This window comes from Streptomyces kaniharaensis (assembly GCF_009569385.1).
GTDB classification, from domain to species: Bacteria; Actinomycetota; Actinomycetes; order Streptomycetales; family Streptomycetaceae; genus Kitasatospora; species Kitasatospora kaniharaensis.
Genome location: NZ_WBOF01000001.1, coordinates 3,984,761 through 4,008,166 on the forward strand (window position 1 = coordinate 3,984,761; position 23,406 = coordinate 4,008,166).

At 73.3% G+C, this 23,406-nt stretch carries 16 protein-coding genes and 1 pseudogene; 15 read left to right on the forward strand and 2 right to left on the reverse strand.

Annotated elements, in window-relative coordinates; all coding sequences use genetic code 11:
• Positions 1-68: 68 nt before the first annotated feature.
• Complete coding sequence (locus F7Q99_RS17975) at positions 69-1,406, reverse strand: acyltransferase family protein (protein WP_153462747.1); 1,338 nt, start codon at positions 1,404-1,406, stop codon at positions 69-71.
• A 92-nt stretch (positions 1,407-1,498) separates the two neighbouring features.
• Between F7Q99_RS17975 and F7Q99_RS17980 the strand changes: the two genes are divergently transcribed.
• On the forward strand, positions 1,499-2,158 hold the full coding sequence (locus tag F7Q99_RS17980) for a trimeric intracellular cation channel family protein (protein WP_326846810.1): 660 nt from the start codon (positions 1,499-1,501) through the stop codon (positions 2,156-2,158).
• Here the strand turns inward: F7Q99_RS17980 and F7Q99_RS17985 are convergent.
• Positions 2,064-2,840 carry an IclR family transcriptional regulator gene (locus F7Q99_RS17985; RefSeq protein WP_153462749.1) on the reverse strand — a complete coding sequence of 259 codons (777 nt, stop codon included), beginning with the start codon at positions 2,838-2,840 and terminating at the stop codon, positions 2,064-2,066. The two genes, F7Q99_RS17980 and F7Q99_RS17985, sit on opposite strands and share 95 nt — an antisense overlap.
• Positions 2,841-3,023: 183 nt before the next feature.
• Here F7Q99_RS17985 and F7Q99_RS17990 point away from each other — a divergent pair, with 183 nt between their 5' ends.
• The 14 genes and pseudogenes from F7Q99_RS17990 (at position 3,024) to F7Q99_RS18055 (ending at position 23,079) form a co-directional block, all read left to right on the forward strand.
• A complete protein-coding gene (locus tag F7Q99_RS17990; protein WP_153462751.1) occupies positions 3,024-4,205 on the forward strand; it encodes a cysteine desulfurase family protein in 1,182 nt (393 codons plus the stop codon).
• Positions 4,206-4,287: 82 nt separating this feature from the next.
• Entirely contained in the window at positions 4,288-5,430 is a 1,143-nt protein-coding gene (gene mnmA, locus F7Q99_RS17995) for a tRNA 2-thiouridine(34) synthase MnmA (protein ID WP_153462753.1), read from the forward strand.
• Between the two features lie 120 nt (positions 5,431-5,550).
• Positions 5,551-6,075 carry an LOG family protein gene (locus tag F7Q99_RS18000; RefSeq protein WP_153462755.1) on the forward strand — a complete coding sequence of 175 codons (525 nt, stop codon included), beginning with the start codon at positions 5,551-5,553 and terminating at the stop codon, positions 6,073-6,075.
• Between the two features lie 13 nt (positions 6,076-6,088).
• Positions 6,089-6,778, forward strand: coding sequence for an SDR family oxidoreductase (locus tag F7Q99_RS18005; RefSeq protein WP_153462757.1), 690 nt, complete (start codon positions 6,089-6,091; stop codon positions 6,776-6,778).
• 89 nt (positions 6,779-6,867) lie between these two features.
• Positions 6,868-7,878 (forward strand): methionine synthase, encoded by a 1,011-nt coding sequence (locus tag F7Q99_RS18010; RefSeq protein WP_326846811.1) that lies wholly within the window; start codon positions 6,868-6,870, stop codon positions 7,876-7,878.
• 21 nt (positions 7,879-7,899) lie between these two features.
• Positions 7,900-10,167, forward strand: a complete 2,268-nt coding sequence (gene ligA / locus F7Q99_RS18015) for an NAD-dependent DNA ligase LigA (RefSeq protein ID WP_326847223.1) — start codon at positions 7,900-7,902, stop codon at positions 10,165-10,167.
• A gap of 375 nt (positions 10,168-10,542) precedes the next feature.
• Positions 10,543-12,264, forward strand: a pseudogene (locus tag F7Q99_RS18020) (putative bifunctional diguanylate cyclase/phosphodiesterase); the annotation flags it as partial.
• Between the two features lie 165 nt (positions 12,265-12,429).
• On the forward strand, positions 12,430-12,726 hold the full coding sequence (gatC, locus tag F7Q99_RS18025) for an Asp-tRNA(Asn)/Glu-tRNA(Gln) amidotransferase subunit GatC (RefSeq protein ID WP_045302923.1): 297 nt from the start codon (positions 12,430-12,432) through the stop codon (positions 12,724-12,726).
• Between the two features lie 5 nt (positions 12,727-12,731).
• Positions 12,732-14,240, forward strand: a complete 1,509-nt coding sequence (gene gatA / locus F7Q99_RS18030; protein WP_153462761.1) for an Asp-tRNA(Asn)/Glu-tRNA(Gln) amidotransferase subunit GatA — start codon at positions 12,732-12,734, stop codon at positions 14,238-14,240.
• Positions 14,237-14,476 carry a hypothetical protein gene (locus tag F7Q99_RS18035; protein WP_326846812.1) on the forward strand — a complete coding sequence of 80 codons (240 nt, stop codon included), beginning with the start codon at positions 14,237-14,239 and terminating at the stop codon, positions 14,474-14,476. The genes gatA and F7Q99_RS18035 overlap by 4 nt, the downstream gene beginning before the upstream one ends.
• An 86-nt stretch (positions 14,477-14,562) precedes the next feature.
• Positions 14,563-16,062, forward strand: coding sequence for an Asp-tRNA(Asn)/Glu-tRNA(Gln) amidotransferase subunit GatB (gene gatB / locus F7Q99_RS18040; RefSeq protein WP_153466335.1), 1,500 nt, complete (start codon positions 14,563-14,565; stop codon positions 16,060-16,062).
• A 234-nt stretch (positions 16,063-16,296) separates the two neighbouring features.
• Entirely contained in the window at positions 16,297-16,455 is a 159-nt protein-coding gene (locus tag F7Q99_RS18045) for a hypothetical protein (protein WP_153462763.1), read from the forward strand.
• A 134-nt stretch (positions 16,456-16,589) separates the two neighbouring features.
• Entirely contained in the window at positions 16,590-19,655 is a 3,066-nt protein-coding gene (locus tag F7Q99_RS18050) for a helix-turn-helix transcriptional regulator (protein ID WP_230210255.1), read from the forward strand.
• 394 nt (positions 19,656-20,049) lie between these two features.
• The gene (locus F7Q99_RS18055) at positions 20,050-23,079 is read left to right on the forward strand and encodes a putative bifunctional diguanylate cyclase/phosphodiesterase (protein ID WP_407697798.1); all 3,030 of its coding nucleotides are present in this window, start codon (positions 20,050-20,052) and stop codon (positions 23,077-23,079) included.
• Positions 23,080-23,406: the final 327 nt, after the last annotated feature.

A 23,406-nucleotide genomic window follows, 5' to 3' on the forward strand; every position in this document is an offset into this window, starting at 1 on the left:
GGCTCCCACGACGAAGGCCGCCCGCCCCGACTCTCCGGGGCGGGCGGCCTTTCCCTTTTCTGGGGGCGTCAGTCCTGGCCGGACAGCACCGGCGCCGACCGGGCAGCGGCTTCGGCGGGCGGCTCGGCCCGGCCGTCGACCCTCGGCCGCGGCGCGGCGGGCGCCGGGAAGCGGCGGTTCACGGCCTTCATCACCGTGCGGCCCAGGTTCTGGAACGGGATCTCGACCAGGCGGTAGCTGAGGTAGGCGAGCACCACCAGGGCGGCCAGGTAGGCGACGAGAAGCAGACCCCGCTCCTTCCAGCCGACGAGCGGGGCGTGGCCCGACAGCTGCCAGCCCGTGAAGAAGTCGAGCGGGCCGTGCAGCAGGTAGACCGAGAAACTGATCGCGCCGAGCCCGCTGAGCCAGCGCGGGAAGCGGCGCCGGCGCAGCAGCATGCCGACCGCGAACACCGCCCACGCGGCCAGGTACGCGAACGAGAACGCCATCCACGAGTCCGTCCACGTCTTCCACGTCGTCGTACCGCGGTCGTAGAAGTAGCCCGACGCGACCCCGCAGACGGTGACGAACACGCAGCACAGGATGGCCGGGAGGCGGTCGATCTGGCCGTGCTCCAGCCGGTAGAGCACGGTGCCGGCGAACATGGTGGCGAAGATCATCATGGTCTCGAAGGCGCTGGACCGGCTGTTCAGCAGGATCAGGGTCAGGCCGAGGCCGCCGAGCAGCAGTGCGCCCCAGCGGACGAGGTCCGGTCGAGCGGTGCCGATGCACACCATCGCCATCAGGACGACGATCCCGCAGGCCGTCACCAGGTGCCGGATCGACGTCAGGTCGGTGGAGAGGGTGCCCACCGCCAGCCAGGAGCCGAGGACGAGGGCGAACGCCGCGAAGCCGATCGCGATCGGTGCGCTGCGCCGGTGCCACCCCAGGACGAACAGGGCCGTCACGAAGTAGTAGAAGATCATCTCGTAGGTGAGCGACCACAGGACGCCGATGGCGCTGGGCAGGCCCATCATGTCCTGGAGCATCAGCCCGTTGGCCGCGAGCGACAGCAGCGGGTGGTCGAAGGCGAACCCCTGCACGACCGCGAAGTCACGGGGCAGGATCAGCAGGCTCACGACGACCGTCACGGCCACCGCCGGGTAGATCCGGAAGAAGCGCCCGGCCCAGAACGCCCGGACGTCGCCGCGCCGCTCCAGCGAGGCGGGGATGATGTACCCGCTCACCAGGAAGAACAGCATCACGCCGAAGAGGCCGAGGTCCAGGTAGTGCGGCTCCCTCGCGGCGTGCGGGATCAGGTTGACCAGACCGAAGTGGTGCATGGCGACGGCCAGCGCAGCGAGGCCGCGCAGCGCATCGAGCCAGCCGAGTCTGGACGGGGCGGGGGCGGCGGTGCTGGGTTTCACACGGGGAGGCTAACCGAGTCGGACAGACAAGCCGAGCCCGGACAGCGGGGGCGGTACGAGGACGGTCCGGCACATCGGGTACAAAAGGGACGGTGACCTCGCAGATCTTCCCCTCCGACGTGCAGCAGTCGCTGGACCTCGTCGGTATCTTCGTCTTCGCCCTCTCCGGGGGCCTGCTCGCCGTCCGCAAGAACATGGACATCTTCGGGATCTGCGTGCTGGCCGAGGTCACCGCACTCGGCGGCGGGGTGATGCGCGACCTGGTGATCGGGGCGACACCGGTCGCCGCCTTCACCAATCTGGGGTACTTCGTGACCCCGCTGGCAGCCGGGCTCGTGGTGTTCTTCCTGCACCCGGAGGTCGAGCGGATCAACCGGGCGGTGCAGACGCTGGACGCGCTCGGGCTCGGGCTGTTCTGCGTCACCGGCACCGCCAAGGCGCACGACTACGGGCTCGGCGCGGTGGCGGCCGTCGCGCTCGGCATGGTGACCGCGGCCGGTGGCGGCGTGATCCGGGACGTGCTGGCCGGGGAGATCCCGTCGTTGCTGCGCTGGGACCGGGAGATCTACGCCGTGCCCGCGCTGGTCGGCGCCGGGCTGGTAGCGGCGCTGATCGGCGCCGACCGGCTGACCGGGGCCACCGGCACCGCCGCCGCGCTCACCGCGTTCGTCCTGCGGATGCTCGCGCTGAGGTTCGGCTGGCGTGCCCCGCGGGCCTGGCACCGCAACGGTTCTCGCACCAGCGAGGAGTAGGCGAGCCGCCGTACGCCAGCGAGATCGCCTCGGCGGTGCACAGCAGCTCGGGCACCATCCGGGTCAGCTCGGCCGGCCGCACCTGGCTCACCGGGGCGCTCACCGCGCAGGCCGCGACCGTCCGCCCGCCGCTGCCGGCCACCGGCGCGGCCACGCAGGTCACCGGCTCCCGGTGCTCGGCCGACTCGGCCGCCCAGCCCCGGCGGCGCACCGCGGCCAGCTCGGCGGGCAGCGCGCCCTCGCGGGTGCCGTCCTCGGGCAGCCCGGCGAGCAGCACCCGGCCGATGGCCGTCCCGGTGGCCGGGGCGCGGCGCCCGATCCGGGACGGCCGGGCCGCCCAGTGCCCGGCGACCTCGTCCACGTAGAGCACCTCGCCGTCGTGGAGGACGGCCAGCTGGACGGTGTAGCCGCAGCGCGCGTTGAGGTCTGCCAGGTACGGCGCGGCCACCTGCCGGACGTCGATCTCCTCCAGCGCCCGGTGGGCCAGCGACAGCAGCCGGCCGCCGAGCCGGTAGCGCAGGTCCGGCTGGCGCTGGGCGAAGCCTTGCGCCTCCAGGGTGCGCAACAGCCGCAGTGCGGTGGACTTGTGGACGCCGATGCTGGTTGCGGCCTGGTCCAGGGTCACCGGCCCGTCGCCGAGCGAGCCGAGCAGGGTGAGAGCACGGTCGACCGACTGCGCCATGGCGCCCCCCGAGATCCGATGACAACTGATCGTCAGGCTAACCGGTGGACCACGAAGTGGTACAAACCAGTGCCGGACGCCGCCGGCCGGCCGCGTTGCACGAGGGGAGCGCGTACACGAGGTGGCCGGAACGGTGCGCAGGCCGGAACGCCGCGGGCAAGGGCCCTCTACAATCGGATGGTTATGCCATACCTGGACCATGCGGCGACCACGCCGATGCTGCCCGAGGCGATCGCCGCGATGACGGCGCACCTGGGGGTCGTCGGCAACGCCTCCTCCCTGCACGCCGCCGGCCGCCGGGCCCGCCGGGTGGTCGAGGAGGCCCGCGAGTCGCTGGCCGACTCGCTCGGCGCCCGGCCCAGCGAGATCGTGCTCACCGGCGGCGGCACCGAGTCCGACAACCTCGCCGTCAAGGGCCTGTACTGGGCCCGGCGGGACGCCGACCCGGCGCGTACCCGGGTGCTGTGCAGCCCCGTCGAGCACCACGCGGTCCTCGACGCGGTGCACTGGCTCTCGGAGCACGAGGGCGCCGCCGTCGAGTACCTGCCGGTCGACCACCTCGGCCGGGTGCACCCGCAGGCGCTGCGCGAGGCGATCGAGCGGGATCCGGCCACCGTCGCGCTGGTCACCGTGATGTGGGCGAACAACGAGGTCGGCACCGTGCAGCCGGTCACCGAACTCGCCGCGGTGGCGGCCGAGTACGGCATCCCGATGCACGCCGACGCGGTGCAGGCGCTCGGTCAGATCCCGGTCTCCTTCGCCGAGTCGGGGCTCACCGCGGTCACCGTCACCGGGCACAAGATCGGCGGCCCGTTCGGCATCGGCGCGCTGCTGCTCTCGCGCGGTGCCACGCCCGTCCCGCTGCTGCACGGCGGCGGCCAGGAGCGCGACGTCCGCTCCGGCACCCTCGACGCGCCCGCCGCCGCCGGGTTCGCCGCCGCCGCGGCCATCGCGGCCGAGCGGCAGGCCGAGCACGCGGTGACGCTCGGCGCGCTGCGGGACGAGCTGATCGCCTCGGTGCTGGACGCCGTACCGGACGCGGTGCTCAACGGCGACCCTTCGCCCGGGGGCAGGCTGCCCGCCAACGCGCACTTCTCGTTCCCCGGCTGCGAGGGCGACGCGCTGCTGATGCTGCTCGACGCCCAGGGCATCGAGTGCTCCACCGGCTCGGCCTGCTCGGCTGGCGTCCCGCAGCCCAGCCACGTGCTGCTCGCGATGGGCGCCGATCCGCTGCTGGCGCGCGCCTCGCTGCGCTTCTCGCTCGGCCACACCTCGGTGCGCGAGGACGTCACCGCCCTCGCGAAGGCCATCGCCCCAGCCGTCCAGCGGGCGCGCAACGCGGGGCTGGCGTCCGTGCGGCGCTGACACCGGCTCGGGGCCCCATCGGCTCGGGGCGGTGATATCGGCTCGGGGAACAGGTGGGGCAGCCCGTACGCTTGGTGGCATCATGACTGACTTCCCGGGTGCCCCGACCGCTCCGTCCACCGGCCGTCTGCGTGTGCTCGCGGCGATGTCCGGCGGTGTCGACTCCGCCGTCGCCGCCGCCCGCGCCGCCGAAGCGGGGCACGAGGTGACCGGCGTCCACCTGGCGCTGTCCGCGAACCCGCAGTCCTTCCGCACCGGTGCCCGCGGCTGCTGCACCATCGAGGACTCCCGGGACGCCCGCCGCGCCGCCGACGTGATCGGCATCCCCTTCTACGTGTGGGACCTCGCCGAGCGCTTCCGCGAGGACGTGATCGACGACTTCGTCGCCGAGTACGCGGCCGGCCGCACCCCCAACCCCTGCCTGCGTTGCAACGAGAAGATCAAGTTCGCCGCGCTGCTGGACAAGGCGATCGCGCTCGGCTTCGACGCCGTCTGCACCGGCCACTACGCGCGGATCGTCGACCTGCCGGACGGCCGCCGCGAGCTGCACCGGGCGGTGGACGCCGCCAAGGACCAGTCCTACGTGCTCGGCGTGCTCGACGCCGACCAGCTCGCCCACTCCCTCTTCCCGCTCGGCGACACCACCAAGGACGTCATCCGCGAGGAGGCCGAGCGCCGGGGCCTGGCCGTCGCCAAGAAGCCGGACAGCCACGACATCTGCTTCATCGCCGACGGCGACACCCAGGGCTTCCTGGCCAAGCACCTCGGCACCGCCACCGGCGACATCCTCGACGTCGACGGCACCAAGCTCGGCGAGCACGACGGTGCGTACGGCTTCACCATCGGCCAGCGCAAGGGCCTGCGGATCGGGCGCCCGGCACCGGACGGCAAGCCCCGCTACGTGCTCGACATCTCCCCGGTGAACAACACCGTCACGGTCGGCCCGGTCGAGGGCCTGGATGTGACCGGGCTGACCGCGATCCGCCCGCGCTGGTGCGGCACCGAGCCGCTCGCCGACGGCCGGTACACCGCCCAACTGCGCGCCCACGGCGAGGAGGTGCCCGTCTCCGCGTCCGTGGTCGACGGCGAGCTGCACGTCCGGCTGGACAGCCCGGCGCGCGGGATCGCCCCCGGCCAGGCCGTGGTGCTGTACGACGGCACCAGGGTGGTCGGCTCGGCCACCATCGCGACGACGGAGCGCCCGGCGGTTCAGGGCAGCGTCTGAACCGGGTGGGTGGGGCCGTCCGGCCACGCCCACTGCTCCTGCGCGGTGCCCGTCGTAGCCGTGGCCGGGGCGTAATTCCGGGGAGTGGGAGCAGCCGGGCGTGATAGACCAGTTCGCACTATGAACATATGTGTCTTCTGCTCCGCGTACTCGCTCGATGCCCGCTACACCGCTCCCGCCGCCGAGTTCGCCCGGCTCCTCGGCGAGGGCGGGCACACCCTGGTGTGGGGTGGGTCCGATGCCGGGCTGATGGGGCTGCTCGCCGACGAGGTGAAGGCGGCCGGCGGGAAGCTGGTCGGGATCATGGTCGAGCTGCTGAAGCACAAGGGGTACCGGGGCGCCGACGAGCTCGTCATGACCCGCGACCTCGCGGAGCGCAAGGCGGAGCTGGCGGCCCGGGCGGACGCGATCGTCGTCCTGGTCGGCGGGCTGGGCACCCTGGACGAGGTCACCGAGGTGCTGGAGCTCAAGAAGCACGGCCTGCACGACAAGCCGGTCGTCGTCCTGGACACCGAGGGCTTCTACACCGGCCTGCGCACCCAGCTGGAGCGGATGGACGCCGAGGGGTTCCTGCCCCGCGCGCTCGGTGAGCTGATCACCTTCGCCGAGACTCCGGAACAGGTCTTCGAACAGCTCAAGGCCTGAGAGGATCGGGACCATGGCTGCACATCTCATAACCGGCGCGGGCTCCGGCATCGGCGCCGTCGTCGCCGAGCACCTCGCCGAGCGGGGGGACGACCTCTGGCTGCTGGCCCGTGACGCCCGCCGCGCCGCCGAACTGCGCGAGCGGTTCCCCGGCGCCCGCACCCTGGTCGGGGACCTGTCGGACCCGGCCAAGCTCTCCTGGGCCTTCGGGCACCAGCGGCTGCCCGTCGAGCTGGACTCGCTGCTGCACGTCGCGGGCGTCGTCGAGCTCGGCACCGTCGGCGACCTGCCGGTCAAGGCCTGGCTGGAGCAGCTCACCGTCAACCTGGCGGCGCCCGCCGAGCTGACCCGCCTGCTGCTGCCCTCGCTGCGCCTCGCCAAGGGGCACGTGCTCTTCGTCAACTCCGGCGCCGGCCTCACAGCCCACGCCAACTGGTCGGCGTACGCGGCCAGCAAGCACGGCCTCAAGGCGCTCGCCGACTCGCTGCGCCAGGAGGAGCACGCGAACGGCGTGCGGGTCACCTCCGTCTACCCCGGCCGCACCGCCACCCCGATGCAGGTCAAGGTGCACCAGCAGGAGGGCAAGGAGTACGACGCCGCCCGCTGGATCGAGCCCGAGTCGGTCGCGAAGGCGATCCTCACCGCCCTCGACGCCTCCCGCGACGCGGAGATCACCGACATCACCGTCCGCCCGGGGCAATGACCGGACACTGACGGCGCACTCACGGGGCACCGACGGGGCACCGACGGGGCGCTGAAACGCGGGCGGCGCCGCGCACTAGGCTCGGACGGGTGAGCACCGGACACCCCTTCCCCGACCTGCACGGCGCCGCCACCGGCGTCGGCTCGCTGCCCGGCACCGACGCGCGGGAGGCCGCCAGGACCTCCACCGGGGCACTGGAGCACCTGCCGTTCCTGCCAGAACTGCCCGCCCGCGGCCCGGGCGCCGACATGATCGGCCGCAGCGCCGGCCTCCTCGTCGAGCTGTTCGCGCAGACCGAGCCGAGCGGCTGGCGCTTCGCCGACCGGCCCGGCCGCGACACCCGGCGGGCCCACTCCTGGCTCGGCGAGGACCTGGACGCGCTGGAGGAGTTCACCCAGGGCTACCAGGGCGCGCTCAAGATCCAGGCCGTCGGGCCGTGGACGCTGGCCGCCTCCATCGAGCTCAGGCACGGCGAGAAGGCCCTCGCCGACCGCGGCGCCTGCCGGGACATCGCCGGCTCGCTCACCGAGGGCCTGCGCCGCCACCTCGCCGAGGTCCGCAAGCGGGTGCCCGGCGCGGAGATCGTGCTCCAGCTCGACGAGCCCTCGCTGCCCGCGGTGTTGGCCGGCTCGGTGAAGACGGCCAGCGGCTTCCAGCGGCTTCGCGCCGTCGACCGGCAGGCCGCCGAGGAGGTGCTGCGCGAGGTGGTCCGGGCCCTGGACGCCCCGGTGATCGTGCACTGCTGCGCGCCGGACGTCCCGGTCCCGCTGCTGCGCCGGGCCGGGGTGGCGGGCGTCTCGCTGGACTTCTCGTTGCTGACCGAGCGCGCGGACGACGACCTCGGCGAGGCGGTCGAGGCGGGCACGATGATCCTCGCCGGTGTCGTGCCCTCCGCTGACCAGGCGGTGTCCGACCCGGCCGGTAGTGTCCAGGGTGTCAGGACCTTGTGGCGCAGGCTCGGGTTCGCCCCGGAGCTGCTGGGCCGCCGCGTGCTGGTGACGCCGACCTGCGGGCTGGCCGGGGCCTCCCCGGCGTACGCGCGCAAGGCGCTGTCGCTTGCGGCGCGGGCGGCGCAGAGCCTGGTGGACAACCCGGAATGAGAACGTAGGAGGCTTGCGGTGGTGGCTGTCGAGGGCTGGGAGGACGTCCCGGCGCAGGTGCGCAGGCGGCACGCCGAGCTGGCGCAGGAGATCACCGACCACCGCGCCCGCTACTACGAGCAGGACGCGCCGGTCATCAGCGACGCCGAGTTCGACGCCCTGATGCGCGAGCTGGAGGCGCTGGAGGCCGAGCACCCGGCCCTGGCGACCCCGGACTCGCCGACCCAGCGGGTCGGCGGCGCCCCCACCGCACAGTTCGCCGAAGTCGAGCACCGCGAGCGGCTGCTCAGCCTCGACAACGCCATGGACGACGACGAGCTCGCCGCCTGGGCCGATCGCGTCGCCACCGAGCTGCACGGCATCGAGTACCACTACCTGTGCGAGCTCAAGGTGGACGGCCTGGCCGTCAACCTCACCTACGAGAACGGCCAGTTGGTGCAGGCGGCGACCCGCGGTGACGGCCGGGTCGGCGAGGACATCACGGCCAACGTCCGCACCATCAAGGAGATCCCGCACCAGCTCAAGGGCGACAACATCCCCCGGCTGGTGGAGATCCGCGGCGAGGTCTACTTCCCGACCGAGGCCTTCGACGCGCTCAACGCCTCGTTCGCGGAGGAGAACGAGCGCCGCCGGCAGGAGAACGAGGAGCGCGCCAAGGAGGGCAAGCGGCCCCGGGCGATGATCCGGCTCTTCATGAACCCCCGCAACGCCGCCGCCGGTTCGCTGCGCCAGAAGGACCCGCACGTCACCGCCTCCCGCCCGCTGCACATGGTGGTGCACGGCATCGGTGCCCGGTCGGGCTTCGACATCGACAAGCAGTCGCACGCCTACCGGTTGCTGCACGACTGGGGCCTGCCCACCGCAAGGCACAACAAGGTGGTCGGGACGCTGGACGAGGTGCGGGCGTTCATCAAGCACTACGGCGAGCAGCGGCACTCGGTCGAGCACGAGATCGACGGCGTCGTCGTCAAGGTGGACGAGATCGCGCTGCAGGGCCGACTGGGCGCCACCTCCAAGTCCCCGCGCTGGGCGATCGCGTGGAAGTACCCGCCGGAGGAGGTCACCGGCAAGCTCGCCGAGATCAAGGTCGGCATCGGCCGCACCGGCCGGGCCACCCCGTACGCGGTGCTTGCGGAGCCGGTGAAGGTGGCAGGCTCGATGGTCCAGTACGCGACGCTGCACAACCAGCAGATCGTCAAGGCCAAGGACGTCCTACTCGGCGACACCGTGGTGCTGCGCAAGGCCGGCGACGTCATCCCGGAGATCCTCGGCCCGGTCTACGACCTGCGGGACGGCACCGAGCGGGAGTTCGTGATGCCCTCGCACTGCGCGGAGTGCGGCAGCGAGCTGCGCCCGATGGCCGAGGGCGACATCGATCTGCGCTGCCCGAACGCGCAGTTCTGCCCGGCCCAGATCCGCGAGCGGATCGCCTTCCTCGGCGGGCGGTCCTGCCTGGACGTCGAGGGGCTCGGCTACGTCGCGGCCACCGCGCTGACCCAGCCGCTGGAGCCGGCCGAGGCACCGGTGCGGAACGAGGGTGACGTCTTCGGCCTGACTGAGGAGCAGCTGCTGCCGATCAAGGTACTGGTCCGCGACCCGAAGACGGGCATGCCCAAGCTGGACGACCGGACGGGCAAGGAGAAGGAGGTCTTCTTCTTCGCCACCACGAAGGGCGAGCCGAAGAAGTCGCTCGGAGCGCTGCTCGACAACCTCGGCCAGGCGAAGGAGCGGCCGCTGTGGCGCTTCGTCAACGGCCTGTCCATCCGGCACGTCGGGCCGGTCGCGGCCCAGGAGTTGGCGCGCGAGTTCCGCGACCTGGACCGGATCTTCACGGCGAGCGAGGAGGAGCTGGCGGCGGTCGAGGGCGTCGGTCCGACCATCGCCCGCTCGATCAAGGAGTGGTACGAGGAGGAGTGGCACCGGGAGATCCTGGAGAAGTGGCGCGAGGCCGGCGTCCGCTTCACCGAGGAGCCCGCGGACGAGGAGGAGGCGGAGCGCCCGCTGGAGGGCCTGACCGTGGTGGTCACCGGCACGCTGGCCGGGCACACCCGGGACGGCGCCAAGGAGGCGCTGACCTCGCGCGGAGCGAAGGTGACCGGTTCGGTGTCGAAGAAGACCCACTTCGTGGTCGTCGGCGACAATCCCGGGTCCAAGTACGACAAGGCCGTGCAGCTCGGCGTGCCGATCCTGGACGACGCGGGTTTCGCCGTGCTGCTCGCCGACGGGCCGGCCGCGGCCCGCGCCCACCTGGGCCTGGACGAGGCCGAGGAGGCTCCCGCCGAGGGCTGACCCGAGCGGCGGCCGGCCGGATCCGCCTTGTTATCGTCCTGATGCGACGTCACCGGGTGTCGTGCCGTGGAAGCGGGCATGGGGGTCACCGTGCGACACCCGGGCGCGGTGGCGTATTTCCGGTTGTCCGAAAGTCTGCCCACCGGGTGGAGCCCGGCATACCCTGGAGCGCAACAGAGTGTCAGCAGGGGTGGGGGCACCGGCTGAGCCGGTGCGCCACGGGGTCGCTCCATGCCCGGCAGCTGTCGGTACCGGCACGGTGCCTCACCGTAAGGCGGCCTGACGGGGCGGGCCCGACGGAGGACAGGGCTTATGGATCGTACGACCGGCGGCGCGCCCACACGCCCGCCGCAGGGGATGGCGGGTGCGGTCCTGCTGCTCGGCGTGCTGCTGGCCGGAGCCGCGCCCCTCATCCCGCTCGCCGTCCTGGTCTACCGCTACGAACCCGAGCTGCTGCCGCTGTTCGCTGTGCCGCTGGCCGTCCTGGTCGCGGCGTGGCGGATCGCCCGCGACCGCGCCCGCGACCAGCTGACCGACCCGCTGACAGACCTGCCCAACCGTCAGGCCCTGCTGCTGGCCGCCCAGGAGGCGATCGCCGAGCACGAGCACGGCTACAGCGTCGGTCTCATCCTGCTCGATCTCGATCGCTTCCGGTCGCTCAACGACACCCTCGGTCACACCGCCGGCGACCGGCTGCTGGTGCACATCGCCCGCCGGCTGCACCGCGCCCTGCGCTCCGGCGGCCCGGCCGGCAGCCCCACCCGGGAGTCCATCGACGACGTCTTCGCCGGCCTGCCCCGGCACTACCGCCGGGGCCGCCCGATGGTGGCCCGGATGGGCGGCGACGAGTTCGCCGTCCTGCTGCCCGGCATCAACTGCCCGGACAGCCTGGAGCGCGTCGCCAAGGCGCTGATCGCCGAACTCGCCGCCCCGATCCGGCTGGACGGGCTGCTGCTCGTGCTGGAGGCCAGCGCGGGCGTGTGCGTCTTCCCGCAGCACGCCCAGGACGCCGAGTCCCTGCTGCGCCGCGCCGACGTCGCGATGGGCCACGCCCAGCGCGGGCGCAGCGGTGTCGAGCAGTACGACGAGGCGCAGGACGCCGACACGCCGTACCGGATAGGGCTGCTCGGCGACCTGCGGCGGGCCCTGGAGACCGGCGAGGTGCAGCTGCACTACCAGCCGAAGGTGGCCTTCGACGGCCGGGTGGTCGGCCTGGAGGCGCTGCTGCGCTGGGAGCGGCCCGGCCAGGGAAAGGTGTCGCCCGACGAGTTCGTCGGCCTCGCCGAGTCCAGCGGCCTGATGCCGCGGCTGACCGACTACGTGCTGGAGGCGGCGGTCGGCCAGCTCGCGTACTGGCGCGACCAGGGCCTCCAGGTACAGGTCGCGGTGAACGTCTCGCCGCGCGACGTGCTCAACCCCGGGTTCGCGCAGCGGGTCGCCGGGCACCTCGTGCGCCACCAGGTGCCGGCCCACGCGCTCCAGCTGGAGATCACCGAGCGGCTGCTGCTGGACGACTCCCGGCGGGCCGCCGACACCCTCGCCGAGCTGCGCGGCTACGGCGTCGGGATGTCCCTGGACGACTTCGGCACCGGCCACTCCTCGCTGGTGCGGCTGCGCAGCCTGCCGGTCGGCGAGCTGAAGATCGACCGCTCCTTCGTCTCCCGGATGGTCGCCGACGACCACGACGCGGCGGTGGTCCGCTGCTCGGTGGAGCTCGCGCACTCGCTGGGCCTGACGGTGGTGGCGGAGGGTGTCGAGGACGACGAGACCTGGGAGCGGCTGCACTGCATGGGCGTGGACGCCGTCCAGGGCTGGCTGGTGTCGGCCGCGCTGCCGCCCGAGCAGGCCACCGCCTGGCTGCGGGTGCACCGCACCGGCGCCCCGCCGGTGGAGCGGCTGGCCGCGCTGGCGCCCCAGCTACCGCCCGTCATCAAGCCGGTCATGCCGCCCGCGATCCCGCCGGTGCTGCCGTCGACGCTCCCACCCGTGCTGCCTCCGGCCATCCGGGCGGTGCAGCGGGCCCAGGCGGTGCAGGCCGCGCAGATGGAGATCAAGGCGCCGGGGACGCAGAGTTGGGCCCGGAGCAGGCCACAGTGACGGCCGACGCCGGTTAACCGTTGGTCGGTGGCCGGGCCGCGCCCCATAGGATGGGGTCCAAAGACCACGAGGACGGGAGCGCCGAGCCGGCTGCTCCTGCCCCGGGCCCGGCGCCGCCCGCAGGCAGCGCCGGGCCTCACCAGAACTCACCCTGAGGATCGCTGCATGCCTGGCATCACGCGCGAGGAGGTCGCCCACCTCGCTCGGCTGTCGCGTCTTGAGTTGCAGGCCGAAGAGCTGGACCACTTCGCCGAGCAGCTCGACGTGATCATCGGCGCGGTCGCCCGCGTTTCCGAGGTCGCCGGACAGGACGTCCCGCCGACCTCCCACCCGCTGCCGCTGACCAACGTCATGCGCGCGGACGAGGTGCGGCCGTCGCTCACCCCGGACCAGGCGCTCTCCGGCGCGCCGGCCGCCGAGGAGCAGCGTTTCCGTGTGCCGCAGATCCTCGGGGAGGACTGACCGAGATGACCGACCTGACCCGCACTCCGATCATCAAGTGGGACGCCGCGCAGACCGCGAGCGCCATCGCCAAGGGCGAGGTGTCCGCCGTCGAGGTCGCGCAGGCGCACCTGGACCGCATCGAGGCCGTCGACAAGAAGGTCAACGCCTTCCTGCACGTCGACACGGAGGGCGCGCTGAACGCCGCCCGGGCCGTCGACGAGAAGCGCGCCAAGGGCGAGGAACTGGGCCCGCTGGCCGGCGTCCCGCTCGCACTGAAGGACGTCTTCACCACCAAGGGCGTGCCGACCACCTGCGGCTCCAAGATCCTCGAAGGCTGGATCCCGCCGTACGACGCCACCCTGACCGCGCGTCTCAAGGACGCCGGCGTGGTCATCCTCGGCAAGACCAACATGGACGAGTTCGCGATGGGCTCCTCCACCGAGAACTCCGCCTACGGCCCGACCGGCAACCCGTGGGACCTCACCCGCATCCCCGGCGGCTCCGGCGGCGGCTCGGCCGCCGCGCTGGCCGCCTTCGAGGCCCCGCTGGCGATCGGCACCGACACCGGCGGCTCGATCCGCCAGCCCGGCGCCGTCACCGGCACCGTCGGCGTCAAGCCGACCTACGGCGCGGTCTCCCGCTTCGGCCTGGTCGCCTTCTCGTCCTCGCTGGACCAGGGCGGCCCGTGCGCCCGCACCGTGCTGGACGCGGCGCTGCTGCACGAGGCCATCGCCGGGCACGACCCGCTGGACTCCACCTCGATCGACGCGCCCGTCCCGGCCGTGGTCGAGGCCGCGAAGATGCGCGACATCCGCGGCATGCGGATCGGTGTCGTCAAGGAGTTCGCCGGCGAGGGCTACCAGGCCGGTGTGATGCAGCGCTTCAACGAGTCGGTGGAGCTGCTGCGCGAGCTGGGCGCCGAGGTCGTCGAGGTGTCCTGCCCGTCCTTCACCCTGGCGCTGCCGGCGTACTACCTGATCGCGCCCAGCGAGTGCTCCTCCAACCTGGCCCGCTTCGACGCCATGCGCTACGGCCTGCGGGTCGGCGACGACGGCATCGCGTCCGCCGAGCAGGTCACCGCCCTCACCCGCGAGGCCGGCTTCGGCCCCGAGGTGAAGCGCCGCATCATGCTCGGCACGTACGCGCTGTCCTCGGGCTACTACGACGCCTACTACGGCTCGGCGCAGAAGGTCCGCACGCTCATCTCGCGCGACTTCGACGCCGCCTTCGCCGGTGTGGACGTCCTGGTCTCGCCGACCACGCCGACCACCGCCTTCCCGATCGGCGAGCGCGCCGACGACCCGATGGCGATGTACCTGGCCGACCTGTGCACGATTCCGTCGAACCTCGCGGGCAACGCGGCCATGTCGCTGCCGGTCGGCCTGGCCCCGGAGGACAATCTCCCGGTCGGCCTGCAGATCATCGCACCCGCGATGGCGGACGACCGCCTGTACCGCGTGGGCGGCGCCGTCGAGGCCGCACTCAACGACAAGTGGGGGCACACCCTGCTGGAGGAGGCACCGGCACTGTGAGCAAGATCGAGAAGGCCAAGGGGTGGAAGCACTCCAAGCCAGGCCTCTGGCTGTCCATCGGGACCAGCGCCTTCGGCGCGATCTCCATCGTCAAGGACGTCCGGAAGGCCCGCGAGGAGAGCGACACCCTCAAGCTGGTCAACGCCCTGGTCGGCGCCGCCGCGCTGGTCACCGGCACCGCCCTGCTGGTGCGCGAGCTGCGTCAGCTCGGCTCCGACGACGTGCTGCTGGGCTGAGCTGAGCGCCCCGGCCCGGCCCCGCGCGAGCGGCGGCCGGGCCCGTACCTCCCAAGTCTTTTAGTGAAGGGGACGCTGTGAGCGTCATGAACCTGGTCTCCTACGAGGACGCTCTCGCGTCGTACGACCCGGTGATGGGCCTTGAGGTCCACGTCGAACTGGGTACCAAGACCAAGATGTTCTGCGGTTGCTCGACCGAGCTGGGTGCCGAGCCGAACAGCCAGACCTGCCCGACCTGCCTGGGCCTGCCCGGCTCGCTGCCGGTGGTCAACGCGACCGGAGTGGAGTCGGCCGTCAAGATCGGCCTGGCGCTGAACTGCGAGATCGCCGAGTGGTGCCGGTTCGCGCGGAAGAACTACTTCTACCCGGACATGCCCAAGAACTTCCAGACCTCGCAGTACGACGAGCCGATCGCCTTCAACGGCTACCTCGACGTGCAGCTGGAGGACGGCTCGACCTTCCGCGTGGAGATCGAGCGCGCCCACATGGAGGAGGACACCGGCAAGTCCACCCACGTCGGCGGCGCGACCGGCCGTATCCACGGCGCCGAGTACTCGCTGCTCGACTACAACCGCGCGGGCATCCCGCTGATCGAGATCGTCACCAAGCCGATCGTCGGCGCCGGGGCGCGCGCCCCCGAGGTCGCCAAGGCGTACGTCACCGAGCTGCGCGAGCTGATCCGGGCGCTGGGCGTCTCCGAGGCCCGGATGGACAAGGGCCAGATGCGCTGCGACGTCAACGTGTCGCTGCGCCCCAACGGCACCGAGAAGTTCGGCACCCGTTCGGAGACCAAGAACGTCAACTCGCTGCGCAGCGTGGAGCGGGCCACCCGGTTCGAGATCCAGCGCCACGCCACCGTGCTGACCGACGGCGGCACCATCGTCCAGGAGACCCGCCACTTCCACGAGGAGAACGGCAGCACCACCTCGGGCCGGATCAAGGAGGAGGCGGAGGACTACCGCTACTTCCCCGAGCCGGACCTGGTGCCGATCGCCCCCTCCCGCGAGTGGGTCGAGGAGCTGCGCGCCGGGCTGCCCGAGCTGCCGCGCGTGCGCCGTGCCCGCCTGCAGGCGGAGTGGGGCCTGTCCGACAAGGACATGCAGGCCGTGCTCAACGCCGGTGCGGTCGAGCCGATCCAGGAGACCATCGCCGCCGGTGCCCCGGCCGACCAGGCCCGCAAGTGGTGGATGGGCGAGCTGGCCCGCCGCGCCAACGAGACCGGCACCGAGCTCAGCGAGCAGCCGATCACCCCGGCGCAGGTCGCCCGGGTCGCCGCGCTGGTCGCCGAGGGCAAGCTGAACGACAAGCTGGCCCGCCAGGTCATCGAGGCCGTGCTGGCCGGCGAGGGCGAGCCGGACGAGGTCGTCGAGAAGCGCGGCCTGGCCGTCGTCTCGGACGACTCCGCGCTCGGCGCCGCCGTCGACCAGGCCATCGCCGACAACGAGGCGATCGCCGCCAAGATCCGCGACGGCAAGGTCGCGGCCGTGGGCGCGCTGGTCGGCGCGGTCATGAAGGCCACCCGCGGCCAGGCCGACGCGGCCCGCGTGAAGGATTTGATCCTGGAGAAGCTGGGCGTCTCCGCCTGAGGCGGTTCACCCGGGATTCCTAAGGCGTCTTAGGCATCTAAGGCTCTCTAAGTAAGGTCTAAGGCCCGGTTCCACCCTCATATTCGGGTGGAGCCGGGCCTTTGCCGTCTCCGGAGCCGCCGTCTAAGGCATCCGGCGCCCCGAAGATCGGTCAGGCTTCCGATGTGGCACCCCCGTCTGGGAGAGGAGTCTTTACCCAGCGAACGAGAGAGACCCGGAACGAGGGGAAACACCGTGATCGAGTACGAGCTCATCCAGCAGCAGGTCCACGAACTCCAGGCCCGCGCCGAGCACCAGCGCCTGGTGCGCGAGGCCAGGGACGCCCGGCGTGCCGAGCGGCGTCCGGTCGCCGCCCGCTTCCAGCGGCGCGCGGCGCGGAAGACCGAATGCTGACGGACCGGCACCACGCGGGTGCCGCAAGGACTCCGGAGGGGGAGGCGCCACAGGGGAGCGCCTCCCCCTCCGGGCGTTCGCCGGGGGAGATATCCCCTCGGCCCGGCCGGTCCGGCTATGGCATGCTCGCCTCCATGCAGCAGATATCGGTGAGTCCCGTCTTCGTCGGCCGCGGCACCGAGATCACCGCACTCGCGGACGCGCTGCGCCGGGCCGGCTCCGGCAGCCCGCAGACCGTCCTGGTCGGCGGCGAGGCCGGCGTCGGCAAGACCCGGCTGCTGGAGGAGTTCCTGGAGCGGGCCGCCCGCGGCGGGGGCGTGGTCACCACCCTCGGCAGCTGTCTGGAGGTCGGCGCCGAAGGGCTGCCCTACGCGCCGCTGGCGGGCGCGCTGCGCCGGCTGCACCGCGCGCTCGGCGCCGAGCTGGAGGCCGCCGCGGCCGGCAGCGAGGGCCATCTCGCCCGGCTGCTGCCCGAGTTCGGCGAGGCTGACGGCGAACCCAACGACGAGTACGGCCGGGCCCGGCTGTTCGAGCACACCGCGAGACTGTTCGAACGGCTCGGCGCGGACCGTACCCTCGTCCTCGCCGTCGAGGACCTGCACTGGTCCGACCGCTCCACCCGCGAACTCTTCGCCTACCTGGTCCGCACCCTGCACCGGGCCCGGGTGCTGCTGGTCGCCACCTACCGCACCGACGACCTGCACCGCCGGCATCCGCTGCGCCCCTTCCTCGCCGAGCTCGACCGGCTGCGCACCGTCCAGCGGCTGGAGCTGGAGCGGTTCGGCCGCCGCGAGGTCGCCGCCCAGCTGGCCGGCATCCTCGGCACCGCCGCCCCCGACCGGCAGCTGGTCGACCGCATCCACCGCCGCTCCGAGGGCAACCCGTTCTTCGTCGAGGAGCTGGCCACCGCACTCCAGGACGGCTGCGGGGCCGGACTCACCGACTCGCTGCGCGACATCCTGCTCGTCCGGGTGGAGAGCCTGGACGAGGACGCCCAGCGCGTGGTGCGGATCGCCGCCGAGGGCGGCTCGCACGTCGAACACGCCCTGCTCGCCGCCGTCCTGGAGGACCTCATGGCGGACGAGGAGGAGCTGATCGAGGCGCTGCGGACGGCCGTCGGCGCCAACATCCTGCGCCCGGACAACGACGGCGAGGGGTACCGCTTCCGGCACGCGCTCGTCCGCGAGGCCGTCTCCGACGACCTGCTGCCCGGCGAACGGCACCGGATCAACCGCAAGTTCGCGCTCGCCGTCGAGGCGCAGCCGCACCTCGTCCCGTGTGACGCCCTGCCCGCGCGGCTCGCCAACTACTGGTACCACGCGCACGATCCGGCCCGCGCCCTGCCGACCGCGCTGGACGCCGCCAGGGCCGCCCGCCGCCGCAACGCCTTCGCCGAGCAGCTGCGCATGCTCGAACGGGCCCTGGAACTCTGGGACATGGTCTCCGAGGACGTCCTCGCGCACACCCTGCGCCCGTACGACTGGGCCGAGACCTACCCGCCCGGCTCGTGCGACGTCGTCTCCCAGGGCGAGGACTGCGGCCGGATCCAGCTGATCGACGTGCTGGCCGAGGCGGTGGTCGCGGCCCGGCGCTGCGGCGACCGCGAGCGCGGGCTGAGCCTCGCCAAGCGCGGGCTGAAGCTGGTCGACGAGACGACCGACCCGGTGCGCGCCGCCTGGTTCAGGATCAACCGGGCCCGGATGCTCGGCCACCTGCGCCGCTCCGGCGACGACGAGGAGATCGCCCACGCGCACCGGCTGGTCGAGCACCTGCCGCCGTCCGCCGTGCAGGCCGAGGTGTTCGCGCTCGGCGCCGGCGTGGCGATGCTCAAGCAGCCCGGCGCCGAGCACATCGAGCTCGCCGAGCGGGCGATCCGGATCGCCCACGAGGTCGGCGCGCACTCCGTCGAGCAGCACGCCCGGATGACGCTCGGCGGCCTGCGCTACGACCTCCAGGGCGACGCCGAGGCCGGGGTGGCCGAACTGGCCGCCGCCGTCGAGGCCTCCCGCCGGATCGGCACGCCGGACGTGCTGCTGCGCGGCCTCAACAACCTCGCCAGCATGCAGCGCGGGCTGGGCCGGGCCGAGGAGGCGACGGCGCTGGCCCGCGAGGGCCTGGAGTACGCGGACGGCAACGGCCTGCTGCGCAACATCGGCACCATCCTGACCGGCAACCTCGTCGAGGCGCTGACCGACCTCGGGCGGGTCGGGGAGGCCGCCGAGGTGCTCGCCACCTGCGAGGTCAGCAGCACGGCCGGTACCCACGCGGAGTTCCTGGACCGGATGCGCGGCGAACTCGCCCTGCTGCAAGGGGACCTGGCCACCGCGGCGGCGCTGCTGGCGCAGGCCCGCTCGGCCAACCGGGTCGGCCAGCTCCAGCACTCCGTGCCGATCAGCCGGCTGGCCGTGCGGATCGCGGTCCTGAGCGGGCGGCCGCTGGAGGCCCGGGCCGAACTGCTCGCCGCCCTGGCGGACGAGCAGCGCATCGGCGACGAGGCCGACCTGTACCCGCTGTTGACCGAGGCGGCCGGGGCCGAGGCGGACATCCGCGGCCTGCCGGAGGCCGCGGCCGGACGGGCCGAGGTGCTGGCCAGGATCGCCGCGACGGCCGCCCAGCTGACTCCCAAGGCGCCGCTGCACCACGGCTGGGCCGGGCTGCTGGAGGGCGAACTCGCCCGCGCCGAGGGCGCCGACACGCCCGAGCAGTGGGCCGCCGCCGTCGCCCTGTTGCGGCCGGTCGGCCTGCCGTACCCGCTGGCGCTCGCCCTGCTGCGGGCCGGCGAGGCCGAGGTGCGGGCCGGGCGGCGCGAGGCGGCGGCCGAACTGCTGCGCGAGGCACGGGAGCTGGCCGAGGCGCGGGGGGACCGCCCGCTGCTGGCGGACATCGCGGGCCTGGCCGATCGGGCCGGGCTGGCGCTGACCACTGCTTCGCCGCGCCCGGCCGACGCCCCGACGGCGGCGGCCCCGACGGCCGGGGAGTCCCTCGGCCTCACCCCCCGTGAGCGGGACGTGCTCCGGTTGCTCGCGCGGGGCTGGACGAACCGGCAGATCGCCGAGGAGCTGTACATCTCTCCGAAAACCGCAAGCGTGCACGTGTCCAACATCCTCGGCAAGCTCGCGGTCACCGGGCGCGGCGAGGCGGGGGCGCTGGCCCACCGGCTGCGGCTGTTCCCGGACGATCTGGCCCCGGCCCTCGGCTGACCCCGCCCGCCGAGGGCCGCCGTCACGCCCGCCGCCCAGGCTGCCGTGACGGCCGCCCGAACGGGGCCCGGCGGCCGGGCGCCGTCGCGTGCTCCCGTGCGCGCCGCGTGTGCCCCTGCCCGTGCGCCGCCGCCAACCGGGCCGATCCGCCGGGATCGGGTGCATTTTTCTCCCCTCGCACCATTACTCTAAGTTCAGTGTGTGTGTCATTGAGTGACGGATTTGGTGTAGGGTCCCGATTGGGAACATCGGTACGGTGCGGCGACCGGAAGGCCGCCCACCCCCTGGGCCGCCGTCCTGACGGGATGCCAGGCCACCGCGTACGGCCAAGGGGCGCGCGGCCGGTGGCCCTTGGCCGGGGCGCCAGGCCCCGGGTCGGAGGGGGAGAGGCCGAGTGAGCTCCACCGATACGGTGCTGCCCGGAACCGGACAGCCGGACGCGTCGGCCGCCGACACGCCCGCCGCCGTGCGGAGCGGTCCGCTGCGCCGGCTCCGGGAGAGCCGCGCGCTGCCCGCCCTCGCCCTCGGCGCCCTCTGCCTCGCCTACGCCCTGGGCGCCGCCACGGGCTGGGGATCGCGCCAAGTCTCCATCTTCATGGGCGACTTCGGGCTCGCGGCGGCGGCCCTCGGGGCGGCGCTGTCCTGCCTGGTGTACGGCTGCACGGTCGGCGGGCACGCCCGCCCGGCCTGGCTGCTGTTCGGTCTCTCCTCGCTCATGGTCGCCTTCGGCAACGCCACCTGGGGCTGGTATGAACTGGTCCTGCGCTCCCCGCTGCCGCAGGACTCGCTCGCCGAACCCGCCTTCCTGCTGTTCGCCCCGCTCTCCATCACCGGCGTCCTGGTGCTCGCCAAACGCCCGCGCTCCGCCGCCGGCTGGCTCTGCCTGCTGCTGGACGGCTGGCTGATCGCCGGCTCGTTGTTCACGCTCAGCTGGAGCCTCGCGCTCGGCCGGATCGCCGCCGGAGAGGGCGGCTCACCGCTGCGCCTGGCCCTCAACCTGGCCTACCCGGTGCTGGATATCCTGCTGGTCAGCCTGGTGGTCGGGCTGCGCTTCGGCGGCCGGGAGTGCAACCGGGCCGCCGTGCACACCGCGATGATGGGGCTCGCCGTCACGGTGATCTGCGACGCCCTGTTCACCTCCCCGGAGCTGCGCAGCAGCTACCACTCCGGCGAACTCCTCGACGCCGGCTGGTTCTGCGGCAGCCTGTTGCTCGCGTGGGCGCCGTGGTCGCCGCGCCGGCGCCGCCCGCTGCGCGAGCACCCCTCGGCCGGCGGCCTGCCGCGCCGCCGGGTGGCCACCACCTTCAGCGCGCTCACCCCGTACGCGGCCGCCGCGGTCTGCACCGCCGGCATCCTCTACAACGCGCTCGGCGGGCGCCCGCTCGACCGGGTGGTGGCCGCCGCGGCCTGCACCGTCGGCCTCGCGCTGATCCTGCGGCAGGGCGTGATGCTGCTCGACAACCTCTCCCTCGCCCAGGAACTCGCCCACAAGGAGGCGCACTTCCGCTCCCTGGTGCAGGGCTCCAGCGACGTCATCATGATCGCCGGCGCCAGCGGGGTGCTCTCGTACGTCTCCCCGGCGGCGCTCGGCGTCTACGGTCGGGACCCGGAGGAGCTGGTCGGCGGCAACCTCCTGGACCTCGTCCACCCCGAGGACGTCGACCGGGTGCTCGCCGAGGTGCGCCGCTACCTCGCCCGGGTCCGGCTCACCGCGCACCGCTCGCCGGGCACCGCCGAGCCGTCCGCCCGGGTCGAGTGCCGGATCAGCTCCGGCGGCGGGGAGTGGCTGCACGTCGAGTCCACCGTCAGCCGGCACCGCGACGGCCTGATCCTCAACAGCCGGGACGTCACCGAACGCGTCATGCTGCAGGCCCAGTTGCAGCACAACGCCTTCCACGACCCGCTCACCGACCTGCCCAACCGGGCGCTGTTCGCCCAGCGGCTGCGCACCGCCCTCGGCGCGCGCGGCCAGCAGGGCGACCGGGGGAGCCAGGGCGTCGGGATCGCCGTGCTCTTCCTCGACCTGGACGGCTTCAAGGCGGTCAACGACACCGCCGGCCACCAGGTCGGCGACGAGCTGCTGGTGCAGGCCGCCCGCCGGCTCCAGGGCGCCGTCCGCTGCGGGGACACCGTCGCGCGGTTCGGCGGCGACGAGTTCGCCGCGCTGGTCTGCGGACCGCTCGGCCGCCTCCAGGTCCAGGAACTCGCCGAACGGCTGCGGATCGCCGTCTCCGAGCCGTACTGGATCGGCGGCGCCGAACTCGGCGTCGCCGCCAGCATCGGCATCGCCTTCGGCACCTCCGAGCGCGGCCCGGCCGCCGACCCGCGCGCGGCCGCCGACGAACTGATGCGCAACGCCGATCTCGCGATGTACCGGGCCAAGTCCGAGGGCAAGGGCCGGGTGGTGCTCTACAGCCCCGCCATGCGGGCCGACCTGGAACGCCGCACCGAACTGGAGGAGCGGCTGCGGGTCGCCGTCCGCGAGGGCGGCTTCACCCTGCTCCACCAGCCCGTGGTGGACCTCGTCAGCGGCGCGGTGACCAGCGTCGAGGCGCAGGCCCGCTGGCGCTCGGCGAAGGGCCTGCTGCTCACCCCCGCCGAGTTCCTGCGCTCGGCCGAGTACGGCGACGCGGCCACCCGGTTCTCCCGCTGGCTGATCCACGAGGCGGTGACGGCCGCCGCCGCCCGGCGCGGCCTGCCGGCCGCGGCCTGCTCGGCGCCCGTCCCGGTGCCCGTCGCGGTCCGGCTCTCCGCCGAACGGCTGTGCGCTCCCGGCCTCTACGAGACGGTGGCGGCGGCCCTGCGCGACAGCCGGCTGCCGGCCGGCGAGCTGGTGATCGAAGTGGCCCGGATGGGCCCGGAATCGCTGGCCGACGAACTCGGCCGCCGCCTGGCCGCGTTGCGCCGGCTCGGGGTCTCCACCGTGCTGGCCGGCTACGGCGCCGGCAGCGGCTCGCTGGGCGCCCTCGCCCGCCTCCCGTTCGACGGGCTCAAGCTGGACCGCGCGCTCGTCCAGGACCTCGGCGAGTCGGTGCTCAGCCGCACCCTCGCCGGGCACGCCCTGCGGCTCGGCCGCGACCTCGGCCTGATCACCGGAGCCGAGGGGGTGGACCTGCCCCGCCAGATCGTCGCGCTCCAGGAGCTGGGCTGCCGCCAGGGCCAGGGCTCGGCCTTCGCCCCGCCGCTCGACGAGACCCGGCTGCGCCGCGCGCTGGTGCGCCGCGGCTACCCGCTGCCGAGACTCCTCGGCCCGCTCTCGGCCCGCCGCGCGCACCTGGCCGGGGACACTCGCCCGGGTGGTCGCGGGGACGCCGCCGGAGGACGTGTCGTACGTCACCACGGTGCCTCCGACCTGCCCGAACACCGTTCCGTGCCAGGTCCAGGGGTCGGTCCGCATGGCGAGACGGTGATCCCACCTGCTTGACACGTGCCCCCGCGCGGGAGGAAGGTCGATGCCATGCGCACCCGAATTCTCGTACTTGGCGGGCGCGTCGGCTGAGCGGGCCTGCAGGCCCCGCTTGTGACAGACCGACGCGCCACCCCTCGCATGCCCTGGGCACGAGGGGTTTTTTGTTGCACTGACGCTGTTCCACCACCGCAAGACCCCTGGCCCCGGCCGACCCGCATACCCCACCGAATCGGGAAAAGCGGGACGATTGAGGCAGAGCCGGCGATCGGCCCGGACCGGGACCCCACCCTCGCAGCACGGGGCCCGCACCACTGGGCCGGCAAAACCCGAGAAGAGACAGGC

Excerpts from the sequence above, each read along its gene's own strand:
- F7Q99_RS17985 (WP_153462749.1), bottom strand. The coding sequence starts at position 2,840 with ATGGCGCAGTCGGTCGACCGTGCTCTCACCCTGCTCGGCTCGCTCGGC.
- F7Q99_RS17990 (WP_153462751.1), top strand. The coding sequence starts at position 3,024 with ATGCCATACCTGGACCATGCGGCGACCACGCCGATGCTGCCCGAGGCG.
- mnmA (WP_153462753.1), top strand. The coding sequence starts at position 4,288 with ATGACTGACTTCCCGGGTGCCCCGACCGCTCCGTCCACCGGCCGTCTG.
- F7Q99_RS18000 (WP_153462755.1), top strand. The coding sequence starts at position 5,551 with ATGAACATATGTGTCTTCTGCTCCGCGTACTCGCTCGATGCCCGCTAC.
- F7Q99_RS18005 (WP_153462757.1), top strand. The coding sequence starts at position 6,089 with ATGGCTGCACATCTCATAACCGGCGCGGGCTCCGGCATCGGCGCCGTC.
- gatC (WP_045302923.1), top strand. The coding sequence starts at position 12,430 with ATGCCTGGCATCACGCGCGAGGAGGTCGCCCACCTCGCTCGGCTGTCG.
- gatA (WP_153462761.1), top strand. The coding sequence starts at position 12,732 with ATGACCGACCTGACCCGCACTCCGATCATCAAGTGGGACGCCGCGCAG.
- gatB (WP_153466335.1), top strand. The coding sequence starts at position 14,563 with ATGAACCTGGTCTCCTACGAGGACGCTCTCGCGTCGTACGACCCGGTG.
- F7Q99_RS18050 (WP_230210255.1), top strand. The coding sequence starts at position 16,590 with ATGCAGCAGATATCGGTGAGTCCCGTCTTCGTCGGCCGCGGCACCGAG.